The organism is Agrobacterium sp. T29 (genome assembly GCF_006970545.1).
GTDB classification, from domain to species: Bacteria; Pseudomonadota; Alphaproteobacteria; order Rhizobiales; family Rhizobiaceae; genus Agrobacterium; species Agrobacterium leguminum.
In genome coordinates, this window is the sequence record NZ_CP040641.1 from 527,947 (window position 1) to 544,818 (window position 16,872).

A 16,872-nucleotide genomic window follows, 5' to 3' on the forward strand; every position below is an offset into this window, starting at 1 on the left:
GACGTGTGATTAGAGGTCGATCAGGCTTTTACCCGTCATTTCCGGAGGCAGCGGCACATTCATCAGTTGCAGCAGGGTGGGCGCGACATCGGCAAGAATGCCGTCATGCAGCTTCGCACCTTCCGGGCCACCGAAAAGGATCACCGGCACCGGATTGGTGGTGTGCGCCGTGTGCGGGCCACCGGTCACCGGGTCGACCATGGTTTCGCAATTGCCATGATCCGCAATGACAAGCATCGCGCCACCCACTTTTTCGAGGGCGGCAACGACCGCACCAAGCCCACGATCCACCGCTTCACAGGCCTTGATTGCGGCCTGCAGATCGCCGGTATGGCCGACCATATCGGGGTTGGCATAATTGGTGACGATCAGATCGTAACCCTTACCGATTGCCTCGACGAATTTTTCCGTCACTTCCGGCGCACTCATCTCCGGCTGCAGATCGTAGGTCGCAACCTTCGGGGATTTCGGCATGAAGCGGTCTTCGCCGACTTCCGGCTCTTCCTTGCCGCCATTCAGGAAGAAGGTGACGTGCGGATATTTTTCCGTCTCAGCGAGGCGGAACTGCGTGAGCCCCTGCGTCGCCACCCATGCGCCCAGCGTATTGACGATATCGCGCTTGGGATAGGCCGTGGTCATGAAATCATTGTGCCGGGTGGAATATTCCACCATGCCGAGCAGCGCTGAAAGGACGGGCTTTTCGCGCGAAAAACCGTCGAAATCGTCCGCACCGATGGCGAGCAGGATTTCACGGGCACGGTCGGCGCGGAAATTCAGGCAGAACAGGCCGTCGCCGGCCTTGAAACCTTCATAGCCGTCGATCACCGTCGGCAGGATGAATTCGTCGGTGACGTTGTTTTTGTAGCTCTGGGCAACGGCGCTCACCGCATCCCGCGCGTGTTCGCCTTTCGCCAGAACCATGGCGTCATAGGCTTTCTCGACGCGCTCCCAGCGATTGTCGCGATCCATCGCATAATAGCGACCGATTACCGTGCCGATGCTTGCCCCCTGCGGCAGGCTTGCCACCAGCGCCGCCACAAATTCTTCAGCCGATTGCGGCGCGACATCGCGGCCGTCGGTGATGGCATGTACCACGACCTTCAGGCCGTGGCTGATCATCAGCCTCACCGCCGCCTGGCCGTGCAGGATATGGCCATGGACGCCGCCATCGGAAACGACGCACATCAGATGCGCCACACCGCCCGCGGCCTTCACCGTGGCGGCGAAATCAAGCATCGCCGCATTGCGGAAAAAGCTGCCATCCTCAATCGCCAGATCGATCTGGCCGAGATCCATGGCGACGATGCGGCCGGCGCCGATATTGGTGTGGCCGACTTCCGAATTGCCCATCTGCCCGGTGGGCAGACCGACATTCGGGCCGAATGTGGTGAGCCTCGCATTCGGGCAGGTGGCGAAAAGCCGGTCCATGGTGGGCGTATTCGCCAGCACCGGCGCATTGCTGGATGTGTCCTCGTTCAGCCCCCAGCCATCGAGAATAGTCAGGACAACGGGTTTGGGAGTGCGCATGGGAGGACCTTCTTCTTCATTCGGTTGCCGGCGGAGGGCGGACCGCCGGGCACCGGAGCGCCCTCTTCCGCCACTATGATCATGATGAGAAAACATGCTTCTCGTTCTTCTCTTCTATACCCGAAGATGACGAACGCAAGCCTATACCGACAGAGAAACAGTTCCGTGAAGGTCGAAAACGCGGGCTAAGAAATGCGGGCATGACACGCATACGCCCTCATTCCTGTGCTCATCACAGGAATCCGGCCGACGCGCGTCTGCGCGGTGGAGAGAGCCCTTTCAGCCCAAAGACTTGGGCGGGCTGGATCCCTGTGACGAGCACAGGGAAGAGAGAGCACGGATCGCCTTCACTCGATGAAAATAAGCGCGGGCTTCTCCAGCAATGCCTTGACGGCCTGGATGAAGACCGCCGCATCCCACCCATCGACAACCCGGTGATCGAAGCTCGAGGAGAGGTTCATCATCTTGCGCGGCACAAACCGCGTCCCATCCCACACCGGCCGCGTCATGATCTTGTTGACGCCGATGATCGCCACCTCCGGATGATTGATGATGGGTGTCGAGACCACACCGCCCAAGGCTCCCAGCGAACTGATGGTGATGGTGGAGCCCATCAGCTCTTCCCGATGCGCCGTGCCTGTGCGGGCGGCTTCGGCGACGCGTGCGACTTCGTCCGCGCATTCCCAAAGACCGAGCGTTTCCGAGTGGCGCACGACCGGAACGGTGAGGCCCGACGGCGTCTGCGTGGCGATGCCGATATGAACCGCTTCATAGTGGCTGACGACCCCTTTGTCGTCGTCAAAGGTGGCATTCATGCCGGGATGATCGGCAACGGCTTTCACCAGCGCGCGCATCAGGAACGGCAGGATCGTCAGCTTCGGTTGCCCGGAACGGCGGTTGCCGTTCATGGTCGCGCGCAAATCCTCCAGATCGGTCACGTCGACTTCCTCGACATAGGTGATGTGGGGAATGCGGGAGGCGGAAAGCACCATCTTCTCGGCAATCTTGCGCCTGAGCCCGGTCACCTTCACCTCCTCGACAGCGCTATCGTGGGGCGCTATCGGCTCGGGGCGTTCCGGCCGTCCCCGCACGGTTAAAAACCCGTCGAGATCGGCATGGGTGATATGCCCGTCTGGCCCCGTTCCCTTGACCTTGGTGAGATCGATATCGAGATCGTCGGCGCGCTGGCGAACGGCGGGAGACGCCAACGGTTTATGATGCGGTTCGGCGGCGGGCGCCGGCGGCGCCTCCTCGGGTTCTCGCTCCGTCGGCTGGGCTTCAACGGGTGGCGGCGTGTCCGTCATGTCGGCAGGCGCTTCCGTCATCGGGGTGGGCGCTTCCGCTTCCGGCACGCTGCCATTGGGAGCGGCGGCCGCGACATCGGTTTCGATGCGCAGAAGCGGCGCCTTCACCGGCACGGTATTTCCAACCGTCACGGCGAGCCAGGTGACGACGCCCGCCACCGGGGATGGGATTTCCACCGTCGCCTTGTCGGTCATCACCGCCGCCAGCACCATGTCCTCATGGACGAGATCGCCCGGTTTGACGTTCCATTCCACCAGTTCGGCTTCCGCCACACCTTCACCGACATCGGGCATAGTGAGAACAAATTCCGCCATAATCAGGCCTCCATGACTTCGACAAGGGCGCGCCCGACGCGGGCAGGTCCCGGAAAATAGTCCCACTCCTGCGCATGGGGATAAGGCGTATCCCAGCCCGCAACGCGAACAACGGGGGCCTCAAGGTGATAAAAACAATGTTCCTGCACCAGCGACACGACTTCCGCGCCGAAGCCGGAAGTGAGCGTCGCTTCATGCACCATGACGCAGCGGCCGGTCTTCGAAACCGATTTCACGATGGTATCGAGGTCGAGCGGCAAGAGGCTGCGAAGATCGATGATCTCGGCATCCACACCCGTCTCTTCCGCCGCCGCCAGCGCCACATGCACCATGGTGCCATAAGCGATGACGGTGACAGCGTTTCCGGGCCGGCGTATCTCGGCCTTGCCGATGGGAATGGTGTAGTGCCCTTCCGGTACCTCCCCCATCTCGTGTTTGGACCAGGGCGTCACCGGCCGGTCGTGATGGCCGTCGAAGGGACCGTTATAAAGCCGCTTCGGCTCCAGAAACATCACCGGGTCGGGGTCTTCGATGGATGCGATCAGCAGCCCCTTGGCGTCATAGGGATTGGAAGGAACCACCACCTTCAGCCCGCAGACGTGGGTGAAAAGCGCTTCCGGGCTCTGGCTGTGCGTCTGCCCGCCAAAAATGCCCCCGCCGGTCGGCATTCTGAGAACGATGGGGCAGGTGAAATCGCCATTGGAGCGATAGCGGATACGCGCCGCCTCCTGGGTGATCTGATCATAGGCGGGATACATGTAATCGGCGAACTGGATTTCGACACAGGGGCGCAGGCCATAAGCGGCCATGCCGATGGCGGTGCCGACAATGCCGGATTCGCTGATCGGCGCATCGAAACAGCGGGTCTTGCCGTATTTTCCCTGAAGCCCCTGCGTGGCGCGGAACACGCCGCCGAAATAACCCACATCCTCGCCGAAAACCACCACGTCGTCGCTGCGCTTCATGGACACATCCATGGCGCTGCGGACGGCTTCGATCATCGTCATTCTTGCCATGGTCACCACCCTGCCTTCTGGCGCTGGCGGGCGAGATGCGGCGGCATCTCGGCGTAGACGCCTTCGAAAATATCCTTTTTCGGCGGTTTGCCGCCCTCATGCAGCGTGCCGTGGCTTTCCGCCTCGCGCTGCGCCTCAAGCACCTCATCGGCAATTTCCGCCTCCGTCTGCCGGTGCCGTTCCTCCGACCAGACGCCGCGCAGGATGAGGTGTTTTTTGAGCCTCAGAACCGGGTCGCCCAGCGGCCATGCCTCGGACTCTGTCTTGGGGCGATAGGCGCTCGGATCGTCCGACGTGGAATGGGCGCCGACACGATAGGTCACATATTCGATCAGCGTCGGGCCGAGATTGCGGCGCGCCCGCTCCACCGCCCAGCGCGCCACGGCATAAACGGCGAGATAATCATTGCCGTCGACCCGCAGTGCGGGAATGCCGAAACCCAGGCCGCGCGCCGCAAAGGTGCCGGAGCCGCCGCGCGCGATGCCCTGAAAGGTGGAAATCGCCCATTGGTTATTGACGATATTGAGAACCACCGGGGCCTTGTAGGTGGAAGCAAAGACCATCGCCGAGTGAAAATCCGACTCCGCCGTCGAACCGTCGCCGATCCACGCAGCTGCTATCTTCGTATCGCCCTTGATGGCCGACGCCATCGCCCAGCCAACCGCCTGCACATATTGCGTGGCGAGATTGCCGGAAACGGTGAAGAAGCCATGTTCCTTCGAGGAATAGAGAACCGGCAATTGCCGCCCATGCAGCGGGTCCAGCTCGTTGGAATAGATCTGGTTCATCATGGTGACGAGCGGATAATCGTCGGCGATCAGCAGCCCGGCCTGCCGGTAGGTCGGGAAATTCATGTCGCCTTTGGAAAGCGCCTTGCGGAAGGCGCAACTGACAGCCTCTTCGCCCAGATGCTGCATGTAGAAGGAGGTCTTACCCTGCCGTTGCGCCATTAGCATGCGGGCATCGAAAGCCCGCAGCCGCATCATGTTTTTGAGGCCCACCAGCAGGTCGTCATCCGAAAGCAGCCCCGCCCACGGCCCGACAGCCTCGCCCTGATGATTGAGGACACGGATGATTGAATAGGCGAGATCGCGCATGCTCTCAGGTGCTGCATCCACCTCCGGGCGCGGCACGGAACCGGCCTTGGGTATTTTCACATTGGAGAAATCCGGCTCCCCGCCGGGCCGCACCGCAGGTTCGGGAACATGCAGGCTGAGACGTGGCGTTTCGGTTATATCCATTCTACTCCTCCCGTCGCGATCTCCTCCAGACCGCGAAACAACTCTCAAAGGTTCCGCGCGATGACCATGCGCTGGACATCGCTGGTCCCCTCGTAAATCTGGCAGATGCGTACATCGCGATAGATCCGCTCCACCGGATAATCCGCCATGTAACCGTAACCGCCGTGAATCTGGATGGCGTCCGAGCAGACACGCTCAGCCATTTCGGACGCGAAAAGCTTCGCCATCGAGGCCTCCGAAAGACAGGGTTCACCCGCTTCCTTCAGCGCCGCCGCATGCAGCACCAGCTGCCGCGCCGCCGTAATCCGCGTCGCCATATCCGCGAGACGAAACGCCACCGCCTGATGCTCTACGATTGCCTGTCCGAAGGCCTTGCGCTCGTGGGCATAATCCCGCGCCGCCTCGAAGGCGGCCTGCGCCATGCCGACAGCCTGCGCGGCGATGCCGATGCGCCCACCTTCCAGATTGGCAAGCGCGATGCGATACCCCTGACCCTCTTCGCCCAACCGAAATTCGGCTGGGACCGCCATCTCGGTGAAGGCGATCTGGCAGGTATCGGATGAATGCAGGCCGAGTTTTTCCTCGACACGGATGACCTCGTAACCCGGCGTATCGGTCGGCACGATGAACGCGCTGATGCCCTTCTTGCCCGCCTCCGCATCGGTAACTGCAAAGACGATGACGACATCGCCATTTTTACCCGAGGTGATGAATTGCTTCGCGCCATCGAGAATATATCGGTCGCCATCGCGCCGGGCGCGGGTCTTGAGGTTGGACGCATCTGAACCGGCCTGCGGTTCGGTCAGCGCAAAACCACCGATCCATTCGCCGGAGGCCAGTTTCGGCAGGAAACGCTGCTTCTGGTCTTCGGTCCCGAATTTCAGGATCGGCACGCAACCGACCGAATTATGCACACTCATGATGGTGGAACAGGCGCCGTCGCCGGCAGCGATTTCCTCCAGCGCCAGAGCATAAGCGACGGCACCGGTTTCCGAGCCGCCATAGTCCTCGGAGACCAGCATTCCGAGGAAGCCGAGGTCTCCCATCTCCTTCAGTTCGTCTTTCGGGAACCGGCTTTCCCGGTCACGCGAAGCAGCCCCAGGGGCGAGCCGCTCGCGGGCGAAATCGCGGGCCATGCCCCTGATCTGCTGCTGGGCTTCGTTCAGGATCATCGCCGCCTCCCCTTAATATCGCTCTATGCCGAGCGCGGTTGCTTCGCCGCCGCCGATGCAGACGGCGGCCACGCCGCGCTTCAGCCCTTGGCGCTGCAAAGCGGCCAGCAATGTGACGACGATCCTCGCGCCGGAAGCGCCGATGGGATGGCCGAGCGCACACGCCCCGCCGTGCACATTCACCTTCTCATGCGGCAGATCGAGATCGCGCATTGCCGCCATCGCCACCACGGCAAAGGCCTCGTTGATTTCGAACAGATCGATATCCTTCGCCGCCCAGCCGGTTTTATCGAACAGCTTTTTCATCGCGCCGATGGGAGCCGTTGGATATCCGGCGGGTGCATCCGCATAAGAGGTTTGGCCGATAATGGTCGCCAGCGGTGACAGGCCCCGCCTTTCCGCTTCGAAGCGACGCATGAGAACGAGAGCGGCAGCGCCATCGGAAATCGAACTGGAATTGGCCGCCGTCACCGTTCCGCCATCGCGGAAGGCGGGCTTCAGTTGCGGGATCTTTTCCGGCTTCGCCTTGCCCGGCTGCTCGTCCACGGCAACATCGCCGAGAGGCGCGATCTCCGCTTCGAAAGCCCCCTCAGCGATGGCACGCCGGGCGCGCTCCAGCGAGGTCAGCGCATAGTCATCCTGCATGGCACGGGTGAATTGGTAGGCTTCAGCACAATCTTCCGCGAAAGTGCCCATCAGCCGACCCTTGTCATAAGCGTCTTCGAGGCCATCCAAAAACATGTGGTCAGTGAGCTTGCCGTGGCCGAGACGATAGCCGTTGCGGGCGCGATCCAAGAGATAGGGCGCATTGCTCATACTTTCCATACCGCCCGCAAGTACGATGGAAGAGCTTCCCGCCGCAAGCTGGTCATGCGCCAGCATGATCGCCTTCATACCAGAGCCGCACATCTTGTTGATGGTCGTCGCGCCAACCGAGTTGGGGATTCCGGCGGCAATGGCCGCCTGTCTGGCCGGAGCCTGCCCCTGCCCGGCCGTAAGCACACAGCCCATCAGCACATCGTCAATATCAGTGGGTGGAACCGCAGCCCGTTCGACGGCCGCACGGATCGCCGCCGCACCGAGATCGGGCTCGGCCACCGATTTGAATTCGCCCTGGAACCCACCCATAGCAGTACGGGCGGCCCCAACGATCACGACAGGGTCATGCACAGCCAAATTCACCTCCCTTGGCCATTCTACCGCTTGAGAGAACGACCGTCATCGCAATCTCCTCCAGACCGCGACTGAGGTGAACGCTATCACTATCTCGAATTCATTTCAAAGCTATTTTGATTGACAGTTTTTTGATTGGCGATATCTTTGATCCAACAATTAGTCATATCATAGAGCAAATGATCCATGATTGAGCTCGACAGTTTCGACCGGAAGATTCTGCATGTTCTCGGTGATGACGGGCGGGTGAGCTGGCGTGACCTGGCAGCGAGAATCGGTCTTTCCTTCACGCCGACGCTGCGGCGCGTGCGCAAGCTGGAAGAGGAAGGCATCATTCGTGGCTATACCGCCGTGTTCGATGAGAACCGGCTGCTCGGCAATATGGGCGTCTTCATTTCCGTCACACTGGAACGGCAGATCAAGGAAGCGCTGACGACCTTCGAACACCATGTGGCCTCCATTCCGGAAGTGGTGGGCGGTTATCAGACCAGCGGCAGTTCCGATTATCTGATCCACGCCATGGTGCGGGATTTGCCGCATTATCAGGAGCTACTGGATTTCCTGACCACGGTTCCCGGCGTGTCGCGCATCCAGTCCAATTTCGCCATCAAGACATTCGTGCGCCGTTCCGCCGCCTTCACGGGGGGTGACGCGCCGTAATCAAGGGCTGCCGGCGCGGAGGAGGTGCTGGCTGCTGAAAAGAGGGACGGCCTGCCGTCCGGAGGAGGAGACGCGATGAGTTTGAACCTCGCCGCCATTTTCGATGCCGATCTCGGCCCGGAAATCGCAGCATTGCGCGACAGCGCAAGCGCATTCGCAGATGATAAAATTGCCCCCTTGGCGGCGGAGATCGACCGCGACGACCGTTTTCCACGTAAACTCTGGCCCGAGATGGGTGAGCTCGGTCTGCACGGCATCACGGTTTCAGAAGAATTCGGCGGTGCCGACATGGGCTATCTCGCCCATTGCGTGGCGATGGAAGAGATAAGCCGGGCTTCCGCTTCCATCGGCCTTTCCTATGGCGCCCATTCCAACCTCTGCATCAACCAGATCCACCGCTGGGGAACGCAAGAGCAGAAGCACAGATATCTGCCGAAGTTGGTCTCCGGCGAGCATGTCGGTTCACTCGCCATGAGCGAGACTGGGGCCGGTTCGGATGTCGTCTCAATGCGGCTGAAGGCGGAGCGCAAAGGCGACCGCTATGTGCTGAACGGCGCGAAAATGTGGATCACCAACGGCCACGAGGCCGATACGCTGGTGGTTTACGCCAAGACGGATATGTCGGCCGGCCCTCGCGGCATCACCGCTTTCCTGATCGAAAAAGGCTTCAAGGGTTTTCGCCCGGCCCAGAAACTCGACAAGCTCGGCATGCGCGGCTCACCTACATCCGAACTGGTGTTCGAGGATTGCGAGGTGCCGGAAGAGAACATTCTCGGCCGCCTCAATGACGGCGTGACGGTGCTGATGAGCGGGCTGGATTATGAGCGCGCCGTGCTGGCCGCCGGCCCGGTCGGCATCATGCAGGCGGCCATCGACCTGGTGCTGCCCTATGCGCGTGAGCGTAAGCAGTTCGGCAAACCCATCGGCGAATTCCAGCTGGTGCAGGGCAAGCTTGCCGATATCTATTCGGCCATGAATGCGTCGCGCGCCTATGTCTATGCCGTTGCCCGCGCTTGCGACAATGGCCGCATCACAAGACAGGATGCGGCGGGCGCGATCCTCTTTGCCGCCGAACGGGCGACGCAGGTGGCGCTGGATGCCATCCAGCTTCTCGGCGGTTCCGGTTATGTCAATGAAAGCCCGGCCGGAAGGCTGCTGCGCGACGCCAAGCTTTATGAGATCGGCGCAGGCACCAGCGAAATTCGCCGGATGCTGATCGGCCGCGAACTGGTCAAGGGCAACGGGTGAGGACACGATGAAGCTTACTTCAAGTCTGAACCGCGACCCGACCTTCGCTGCCAATGTCGATTTCATGTCGGGGCTGGTGGATGACCTGCGCCAACACGTCGAAAAAATCTCCAGAGGCGGCGGCGACAAGGCCCGTGAACGGCATCTTTCCCGCGGCAAATTGCTGGCGCGCGACCGGATCGAAGCCCTTCTCGATCCCGGCAGCCCGTTTCTCGAATTCTCGCAATTCGCGGCATACGAGGTCTATGACGAACCCGTTCCCGCCGCGGGCATCGTCACCGGCATCGGCCGGGTCTCCGGCCGCGAATGTGTGATCGTCGCCAATGATGCGACGGTAAAGGGCGGCACCTATTATCCGCTGACGGTGAAGAAACATCTGCGCGCGCAGGAAATCGCCACGGAGAACCGCCTGCCCTGCATTTACCTCGTGGATTCCGGCGGCGCGAACCTGCCCAATCAGGACGAAGTATTTCCCGACCGCGATCATTTCGGCCGCATCTTCTACAATCAGGCCAATATGTCGGCGCAAGGTATCGCCCAGATTGCCGTGGTGATGGGCAGTTGCACGGCGGGCGGGGCCTATGTGCCCGCCATGAGCGACCAGTCCGTCATCGTCAAAAATCAGGGCACGATCTTCCTCGGCGGCCCGCCGCTGGTAAAGGCCGCGACCGGCGAGGTGGTGAGTGCGGAAGAGCTGGGCGGCGCGGATGTGCATTCGCGGCAATCCGGCGTCACCGATCATTATGCCCACGACGACCGCCACGCGCTGGCACTGACCCGACGGATCGTTTCCACCCTCAATCGTCGCAAGCAGATGGAACTCGATATCCGCGAACCGGTGGAGCCGCTTTACCCGGCCGACGAGCTTTATGGCATCGTTCCTGCCGACACGCGAAAACCTTTCGAGGTGCGTGAGATCATCGCTCGTCTGGTGGATGGTTCCGAATTCGATGAGTTCAAGGCGCTTTGCGGCACGACGCTCGTCTGCGGTTTCGCCCATATCCATGGCTATCCCGTTGGCATCATCGCCAATAATGGTATCCTTTTTTCGGAATCGGCGCTGAAGGGCGCGCATTTCATTGAGCTCTGCTGCCAGCGCGGCATCCCGCTGGTTTTCCTGCAAAACATCACCGGCTTCATGGTCGGCAAGGCCTATGAGGCTGGTGGTATCGCCAAGGATGGCGCGAAGCTCGTTACCGCCGTCGCTTCAGCCAAAGTGCCGAAATTCACCGTCATCATCGGCGGCTCCTTCGGGGCCGGCAATTACGGTATGTGCGGGCGGGCCTATTCACCGCGCTTTTTGTGGATGTGGCCGAATGCCCGCATTTCCGTGATGGGTGGCGAACAGGCGGCGTCCGTTCTGGCGCAAATCCGCCGCGACGGCATCGAAGCCGATGGCCGCCACTGGTCGAAGGAAGGCGAAGAGGCGTTCAAGCAGCCGATCCGGGAAAAATACGAACGGGAAGGCCATCCCTATTATGCCAGTGCAAGGCTGTGGGACGACGGCATCATCGATCCGAAGGATACCCGCCTCGTGCTCGGCCTCGGTCTTTCCGCCGCGCTTAACGCACCAATTGAACCCACCCGTTTTGGCATATTCAGGATGTGAGGCGACGATGTTCTCGAAAATACTGATCGCCAATCGCGGCGAAATCGCCTGCCGCATCATCCGCACCGCCGCTAGGATGGGCATCCGCACCGTCGCGGTCTATTCGGAGGCCGACCGCAATTCCATGCATGTGGCGTTGGCCGATGAGGCCATCGCGATTGGCCCCGCGCCGGCGCGCGCCTCCTATCTCGATGCGGAAAAAATCATCGAGGCTGCAAAAACAACCGGCACGGAGGCGATCCATCCGGGTTACGGCTTTCTCTCCGAAAATGCCGCGTTCGCCGAAGCCTGTGCCACCGCCGGCCTGATTTTCATAGGCCCGACACCGCAGGCAATCCGCGCCATGGGCGGAAAAAGCGAGGCGAAGGCCTTGATGGCGAAAGCAGGCGTTCCCATCGTTCCGGGCTATCACGGTGACGAACAGTCCGAAAAACGGTTGACGAGCGAGGCGGACAAGATCGGTTATCCGGTGCTGCTGAAGGCCTCGGCCGGCGGCGGCGGCAAGGGCATGCGCGTCGTCAGGCAAAAGCGCGACTTCGCAGCCGAGCTTGCCGGCGCGAAACGCGAAGCGCTGGCCGCCTTCGGCAATGACCGCATGCTGATCGAAAAATACCTGGAGCGTCCACGCCATGTGGAAGTGCAGGTCTTTGCCGATGGCCACGGCAAGTGTGTTTCGCTTTTCGAGCGCGATTGCTCGATCCAGCGCCGGCACCAGAAGGTCATAGAGGAAGCCCCTGCCCCCGGCCTGCCCGACGCACTTCGGCAGCGCATGTATGAAGCGGCGGTCGCCGCCGCCCGCGCCATCGATTATCGCGGCGCGGGAACGGTGGAATTCCTGCTCGACCCTTCCGGCGACTTCTATTTCATGGAAATGAATACGAGGCTCCAGGTCGAACATCCGGTCACGGAATATATTACCGGTCTCGATCTGGTCGAATGGCAGATCCGCGTCGCCAACGGAGAGGCCCTGCCGGAAGACTGGGCGAATCTGAGCATAAACGGCCATGCCATCGAGGCACGGATTTATGCCGAAGACCCGGCGCATGATTTCCTGCCGTCGATCGGCACCATCAGCCATCTGGTTTTTCCCGATCAGGGCCCTCACGTCCGGATCGACAGCGGCATCCGCGCCGGCGACGCCATCACCGTGCATTACGATCCGATGATCGCCAAGCTGATCGTCTGGGACCGAGATCGCCCCTCGGCGGTGCGGCGTCTGCGGTTGGCGCTCGAAAATCTGGCGATCTGCGGCGTCACCAGCAATGCCGCCTTTCTTATGCGGCTTGCGGGACTGGAGGCCTTCGCGAACGCCGATCTCGACACCGGTTTCATCGCCCGTAACGAAGCGGCGCTGTTTGCTCCGACAGCAACGGACGGGAACGAGATAGCCATGGCCGCGCTTGGCCTGCTGCTTGCGCGGCAGAAAAACGGAAAGCCAGGTTCGCAGGCCGATCCCCATAGCCCTTGGAACATGACGGCCGCCTTCCGCCTCAACGCGCCAGCGCGGGAAACGCTGTATTTCGTGTTTGACAACCAGCCGCTTGGCGTCGGCGTCACGCATGAGGCGGACGGTTTTTCGCTGGAGATCGACGGACGGGCGATCAGCGCCTATGGCAACCTTTTCGAGGACGGTAAATTCCGTGCGACGGTGGAAGGCAGGAAAAGGCAGGGCCATTTCTTTGCAGAGGATGGCCGTTACGCACTTTTTCTGGATGGTGAGCATTATCGCATCAACCAGCCGGATCCGGTCGATATCGCGGATTCCGCTCCCCATACCGGCGGTCTGGAAGCACCTATGCCCGGCGTCATCCGCGCCTTGCTGAGCAGCAACGGTGCCGCGGTTGAGGCCGGCGAGGCGCTTGTGGTGATGGAGGCGATGAAAATGGAGCACACGATCCGCGCGCCGGCGAAAGGCACCGTCACGGCCATCAATTGCAACGAGGGCGATATGGTCGCCGCCGGTGCGGTGCTGGTGGATTTCGAGCCGGAGGGCGGCTGAGATGAGTTGGCCTCAAACCGTCAAAATCGTCGAAGTGGGCGCGCGTGACGGCTTACAGAACGAAAGCGCCGAGGTTCCAGCCGCCATCAAGATCGAGCTGATCGAACGGCTGGCCGCAGCCGGATTGGCGGCGGTGGAAGCGGGTGCTTTCGTCTCACCCAAAAAAGTGCCGCAAATGGCGGGTTCGAAGGAGGTTTTTCAGGGCCTCGAAAGGCGACCCGGCACCGCCTATCCGGCACTCGTTCCCAATATGAAAGGTTTCGAGGCCGCCCTTGATGCCGGCGTGACGGAAATCGCCGTTTTCGTCTCCGCATCCGAAGGGTTCAGCCAGCACAATATCGGCTGCTCGCGCGCCGAAAGCCTCGAGCGCCTGCGCGATGTCGCATCAGCCGCGGCTGGCCGGAATATCCTCATGCGCGGTTATGTTTCCTGCATAGCCGGCTGCCCCTATGACGGTACAGTTGCACAAGATGAGGTGGCGGCGATGGCCGAAGCGCTCATCGCGCTCGGCTGTTACGAAATTTCGCTCGGCGATACGATCGGCGTCGGCACGGCGGACCAGATTCGCAATCTCATCAAACGGGTGTCTGCCCGCATCCCGCGTGAAAAACTCGCCATGCATTTCCACGATACCTATGGGCAGGGCGTCGCCAATGTGCTGGCCTCGCTGGATGAAGGTATCTCCGTCTTCGACAGTTCGGTGGCCGGGCTGGGCGGCTGCCCCTTTGCGCCGGGGGCGAGCGGCAATGTCGCCACTGAAGACGTCGTTTATTTGCTGCAGGGGCTTGGCATTAAAACCGGTATCGACCTGATGGCGGTGGCAAAAACCGGAGACTGGATCAGCCGGCATCTCGGCAGACGGAATGCGGCGCGCGCCGGCAAGGCGCTGCTTGCGGCAAGACAGGAGGGTGACGCGCATGGCGGATGAGTTGTTGAGCGAAAGTCGCAAGGACGTTCTCTGGCTGACGCTTAACCGGCCGGAGGTGCACAATGCCTTGAATGCCGCGATGACGGACGCCCTGACGACGGCCATCCGCACGGCATCCGGTGATGGCGGCCTGCGCGCCGTGGTGATAACGGCTGCGGGAGACCGCAGCTTCTGCTCCGGGGCCGATCTGAAAGAAAGCGCCGGCGGCATGTTCCTCTCGCGGGATGGAACCAACCCTATTGCCGATGTGATGCGTGCCATCGAGGGCTGCGACAGGCCCGTCATCGCCCGCATCAACGGTCGGGTTCTGGCCGGCGGGCTTGGCCTCATCGCCGCCTGCGATCTTGCCTATGCCGCCGACCATGCCGAATTCGGCCTGCCGGAGGTCCGTGTCGGGCTTTTCCCGGCCATGGTGGCGGCGAAGCTCCTGGCGAAGATACCCCTGAGCCAGCTTCAGGAAATGGCTTATCTCGGGGCCGCGATTAACGCTGTCGATGCGGAGCGCCTTGGCCTCGTCAATCGGGTCGTCCCGTCGGCCGAACTCGATGGCGTGGTGGGAGATGTTCTCGCCCGGTTGCGGCAGAATGCGCCGGGCGCCATCGCGGCCGGAAAGGCGGCGTTGCTGAAGATGCGCGATATGCCCGCAAGCGAGCGGCTCGCCTTTGCTGAAAACGTCATCGCCACGATCAGCCGCAGCAACGAGGCGCGGGAGGGGCGATTGGCCTTTGCCGAAAAAAGGAAACCGCTCTGGGTGGAGTGATCGCCGCCATCTGGCCGAGCACCGGTTTTCTTAAAAGTCGTCATAGGGTTAATCGATAATCCCGATGCGTCCGTTGACCCCGTTCGGCAAATCGAGTTCTATCCAGCACCTTTCGCCGGGCGGCGATTGGGGAGCCGGAGGAGACCCATGCAGCTTGTAAAAACCGTCGCCGAATTGCGGGATGCCACCGCTACTTTTCGCCGTGCGGGCAAAACCATCGGCTTCGTACCGACCATGGGCTTTCTCCATATCGGCCATCTGACGCTCGTTGCCCAATCCAAGGCGGAAAACGACGTGACGGTGGTTTCGATCTTCGTCAACCCGCTGCAATTCGGTGCGAATGAGGATCTGGCCCGTTACCCCCGCGATCTCGCCCGGGACAGCGCATTGCTGGAAGAGGCGGGCATCGACATTCTTTTCGCGCCAGACGTCTCCGAGATGTATCCGCGCCCGATGCAGACCGTGGTGGATGTGCCCGAACTGGGAAGCCAGCTGGAAGGCGCGGTGCGGCCGGGGCATTTCGCCGGTGTTGCGACCGTCGTGACCAAGCTTTTTAACCTCGTCCAGCCGGACGCCGCCTATTTCGGCGAGAAGGATTATCAGCAGGTAACGCTGATCCGCCGCATGGTCGAGGACCTCGCCCAGCCGGTCAGGGTCGTGCCAGTCGCCACCGTGCGCGAGGCGGATGGGCTGGCCTGTTCTTCGCGGAATGTCTATCTAAACCCCGCAGAACGCGCTGCCGCCGTGATCGTGCCGCGCGCGCTGGACGAAGCGGAACGGCTTTATGGCGAGGGTTTCAACGACCCCGCCGCATTTGAAGCCGCGATAGAAAAATTCATCGCCACCGAGCCGCTGGCCTTGCCGGAAGTCGTTGCAGTGCGCGATCCCGATACGCTTGCCCCCGTCGCTTCATTGCAGGCGGGGCCGGTGCTGGTGGCGCTGTTCGTCAGGCTCGGCAGCACGAGGCTCCTCGACAACCGCGTCATCGGGCGCGACAGGATCAACCAACGGGAGGCGGCCGAATGAGCGCCCATGGAAAACACAAGCGGCTGACGACGGCCTCCATCCGGCAGATGAAGGGCGAGGCGCGCATTGTCTGCCTGACCGCCTATACCACGCCGATTGCCCGCCTTCTCGATCCGCATTGCGATCTGCTCCTGGTCGGCGATTCCCTCGGCATGGTGCTTTACGGCATGGACACGACGGTCGGCGTCACGCTGGATATGATGATCGCCCATGGCCGCGCCGTCATGCGCGGCGTCGAACATGCCTGCGTCATCGTCGATCTTCCCTTCGGTACCTATCAGGAATCCAAGGAACAGGCGTTCCGCAATGCCGTGCGATTGATGCAGGAAACCGGCTGCGACGGCGTGAAGCTGGAAGGCGGCGAGGAAATGGCGGAGACCATCGCCTTTCTGGTGGCGCGCGGCATTCCGGTGTTCGGCCATGTCGGGCTTATGCCGCAGCTGGTGCACACCGCCGGCGGCTTCCGCTCGCTCGGGCATTCGGATGCGGAAACGCAAAAAATCTGGCGCGATGCGATTGCGGTCGATCAGGCCGGCGCCTTCGCCATCGTCGTGGAAGGCACCGTCGAACCGCTTGCCCGCGAATTGACCGAAAAACTCGCAGCTCCCACGGTTGGCATCGGCGCATCGCCGGCCTGCGACGGGCAGGTGCTCGTTTCCGACGACATGCTTGGCCTTTTCACCGATTTCAAACCGAAATTCGTCAAGCGTTTCGCCGATCTGGGCCCGGCGGTTTCGGAAGCAGCGGCCGCTTATGCCGATGAGGTTCGCTCGGGGGCGTTTCCCGGGCCGGAGCATACGTTTCAGGTGCGACGGCAATCGCCTTCGGGGAAGTGAGACTATTTCCGTCATGCCGGGCTCGATCCGGCATCCAGCCACGGCGCGTCTGCGCCGT

The 16,872-nt window shown here is 61.6% G+C and carries 14 protein-coding genes; 8 read left to right on the top strand and 6 right to left on the bottom strand.

Annotated elements, in window-relative coordinates; all coding sequences use genetic code 11:
* Positions 1-9: 9 nt before the first annotated feature.
* The 6 genes from gpmI to FGF54_RS17395 all read right to left on the bottom strand — a co-directional run bounded on the left by gpmI (position 10) and on the right by FGF54_RS17395 (position 7,703).
* On the bottom strand, positions 10-1,527 hold the full coding sequence (gene gpmI, locus FGF54_RS17365) for a 2,3-bisphosphoglycerate-independent phosphoglycerate mutase (RefSeq protein WP_142780557.1): 1,518 nt from the start codon (positions 1,525-1,527) through the stop codon (positions 10-12).
* Positions 1,528-1,874: 347 nt separating this feature from the next.
* Complete coding sequence (locus FGF54_RS17375; RefSeq protein ID WP_142780558.1) at positions 1,875-3,146, bottom strand: dihydrolipoamide acetyltransferase family protein; 1,272 nt, start codon at positions 3,144-3,146, stop codon at positions 1,875-1,877.
* Between the two features lie 2 nt (positions 3,147-3,148).
* Positions 3,149-4,162 carry an alpha-ketoacid dehydrogenase subunit beta gene (locus FGF54_RS17380; protein WP_142780559.1) on the bottom strand — a complete coding sequence of 338 codons (1,014 nt, stop codon included), beginning with the start codon at positions 4,160-4,162 and terminating at the stop codon, positions 3,149-3,151.
* Positions 4,163-4,164: 2 nt separating this feature from the next.
* Positions 4,165-5,403, bottom strand: coding sequence for a 3-methyl-2-oxobutanoate dehydrogenase (2-methylpropanoyl-transferring) subunit alpha (locus tag FGF54_RS17385; RefSeq protein WP_142780560.1), 1,239 nt, complete (start codon positions 5,401-5,403; stop codon positions 4,165-4,167).
* 44 nt (positions 5,404-5,447) lie between these two features.
* Positions 5,448-6,575, bottom strand: a complete 1,128-nt coding sequence (locus FGF54_RS17390; RefSeq protein ID WP_142780561.1) for an acyl-CoA dehydrogenase family protein — start codon at positions 6,573-6,575, stop codon at positions 5,448-5,450.
* Between the two features lie 12 nt (positions 6,576-6,587).
* Positions 6,588-7,703, bottom strand: coding sequence for an acetyl-CoA C-acyltransferase (locus FGF54_RS17395; protein WP_246667027.1), 1,116 nt, complete (start codon positions 7,701-7,703; stop codon positions 6,588-6,590).
* Between the two features lie 231 nt (positions 7,704-7,934).
* Here FGF54_RS17395 and FGF54_RS17400 point away from each other — a divergent pair, with 231 nt between their 5' ends.
* The 8 genes from FGF54_RS17400 to panB all read left to right on the top strand — a co-directional run bounded on the left by FGF54_RS17400 (position 7,935) and on the right by panB (position 16,814).
* Positions 7,935-8,408 (top strand): Lrp/AsnC family transcriptional regulator, encoded by a 474-nt coding sequence (locus FGF54_RS17400; RefSeq protein ID WP_035221263.1) that lies wholly within the window; start codon positions 7,935-7,937, stop codon positions 8,406-8,408.
* 75 nt (positions 8,409-8,483) lie between these two features.
* Positions 8,484-9,656 carry an isovaleryl-CoA dehydrogenase gene (locus FGF54_RS17405; protein WP_065657134.1) on the top strand — a complete coding sequence of 391 codons (1,173 nt, stop codon included), beginning with the start codon at positions 8,484-8,486 and terminating at the stop codon, positions 9,654-9,656.
* A 7-nt stretch (positions 9,657-9,663) separates the two neighbouring features.
* On the top strand, positions 9,664-11,265 hold the full coding sequence (locus FGF54_RS17410) for a carboxyl transferase domain-containing protein (protein WP_142780563.1): 1,602 nt from the start codon (positions 9,664-9,666) through the stop codon (positions 11,263-11,265).
* Positions 11,266-11,272: 7 nt separating this feature from the next.
* Positions 11,273-13,264: an acetyl/propionyl/methylcrotonyl-CoA carboxylase subunit alpha gene (locus tag FGF54_RS17415; protein WP_142780564.1), complete on the top strand. Its 1,992-nt coding sequence runs from the start codon at positions 11,273-11,275 to the stop codon at positions 13,262-13,264.
* Position 13,265: 1 nt separating this feature from the next.
* Complete coding sequence (locus tag FGF54_RS17420; RefSeq protein WP_142780565.1) at positions 13,266-14,192, top strand: hydroxymethylglutaryl-CoA lyase; 927 nt, start codon at positions 13,266-13,268, stop codon at positions 14,190-14,192.
* Entirely contained in the window at positions 14,182-14,952 is a 771-nt protein-coding gene (locus FGF54_RS17425; protein ID WP_142780566.1) for an enoyl-CoA hydratase-related protein, read from the top strand. The genes FGF54_RS17420 and FGF54_RS17425 overlap by 11 nt, the downstream gene beginning before the upstream one ends.
* 147 nt (positions 14,953-15,099) lie before the next feature.
* Positions 15,100-15,978: a pantoate--beta-alanine ligase gene (gene panC / locus FGF54_RS17430; RefSeq protein WP_142780567.1), complete on the top strand. Its 879-nt coding sequence runs from the start codon at positions 15,100-15,102 to the stop codon at positions 15,976-15,978.
* A complete protein-coding gene (panB, locus tag FGF54_RS17435; RefSeq protein WP_125145840.1) occupies positions 15,975-16,814 on the top strand; it encodes a 3-methyl-2-oxobutanoate hydroxymethyltransferase in 840 nt (279 codons plus the stop codon). The genes panC and panB overlap by 4 nt, the downstream gene beginning before the upstream one ends.
* The last annotated feature ends 58 nt before the right edge of the window (positions 16,815-16,872 follow it).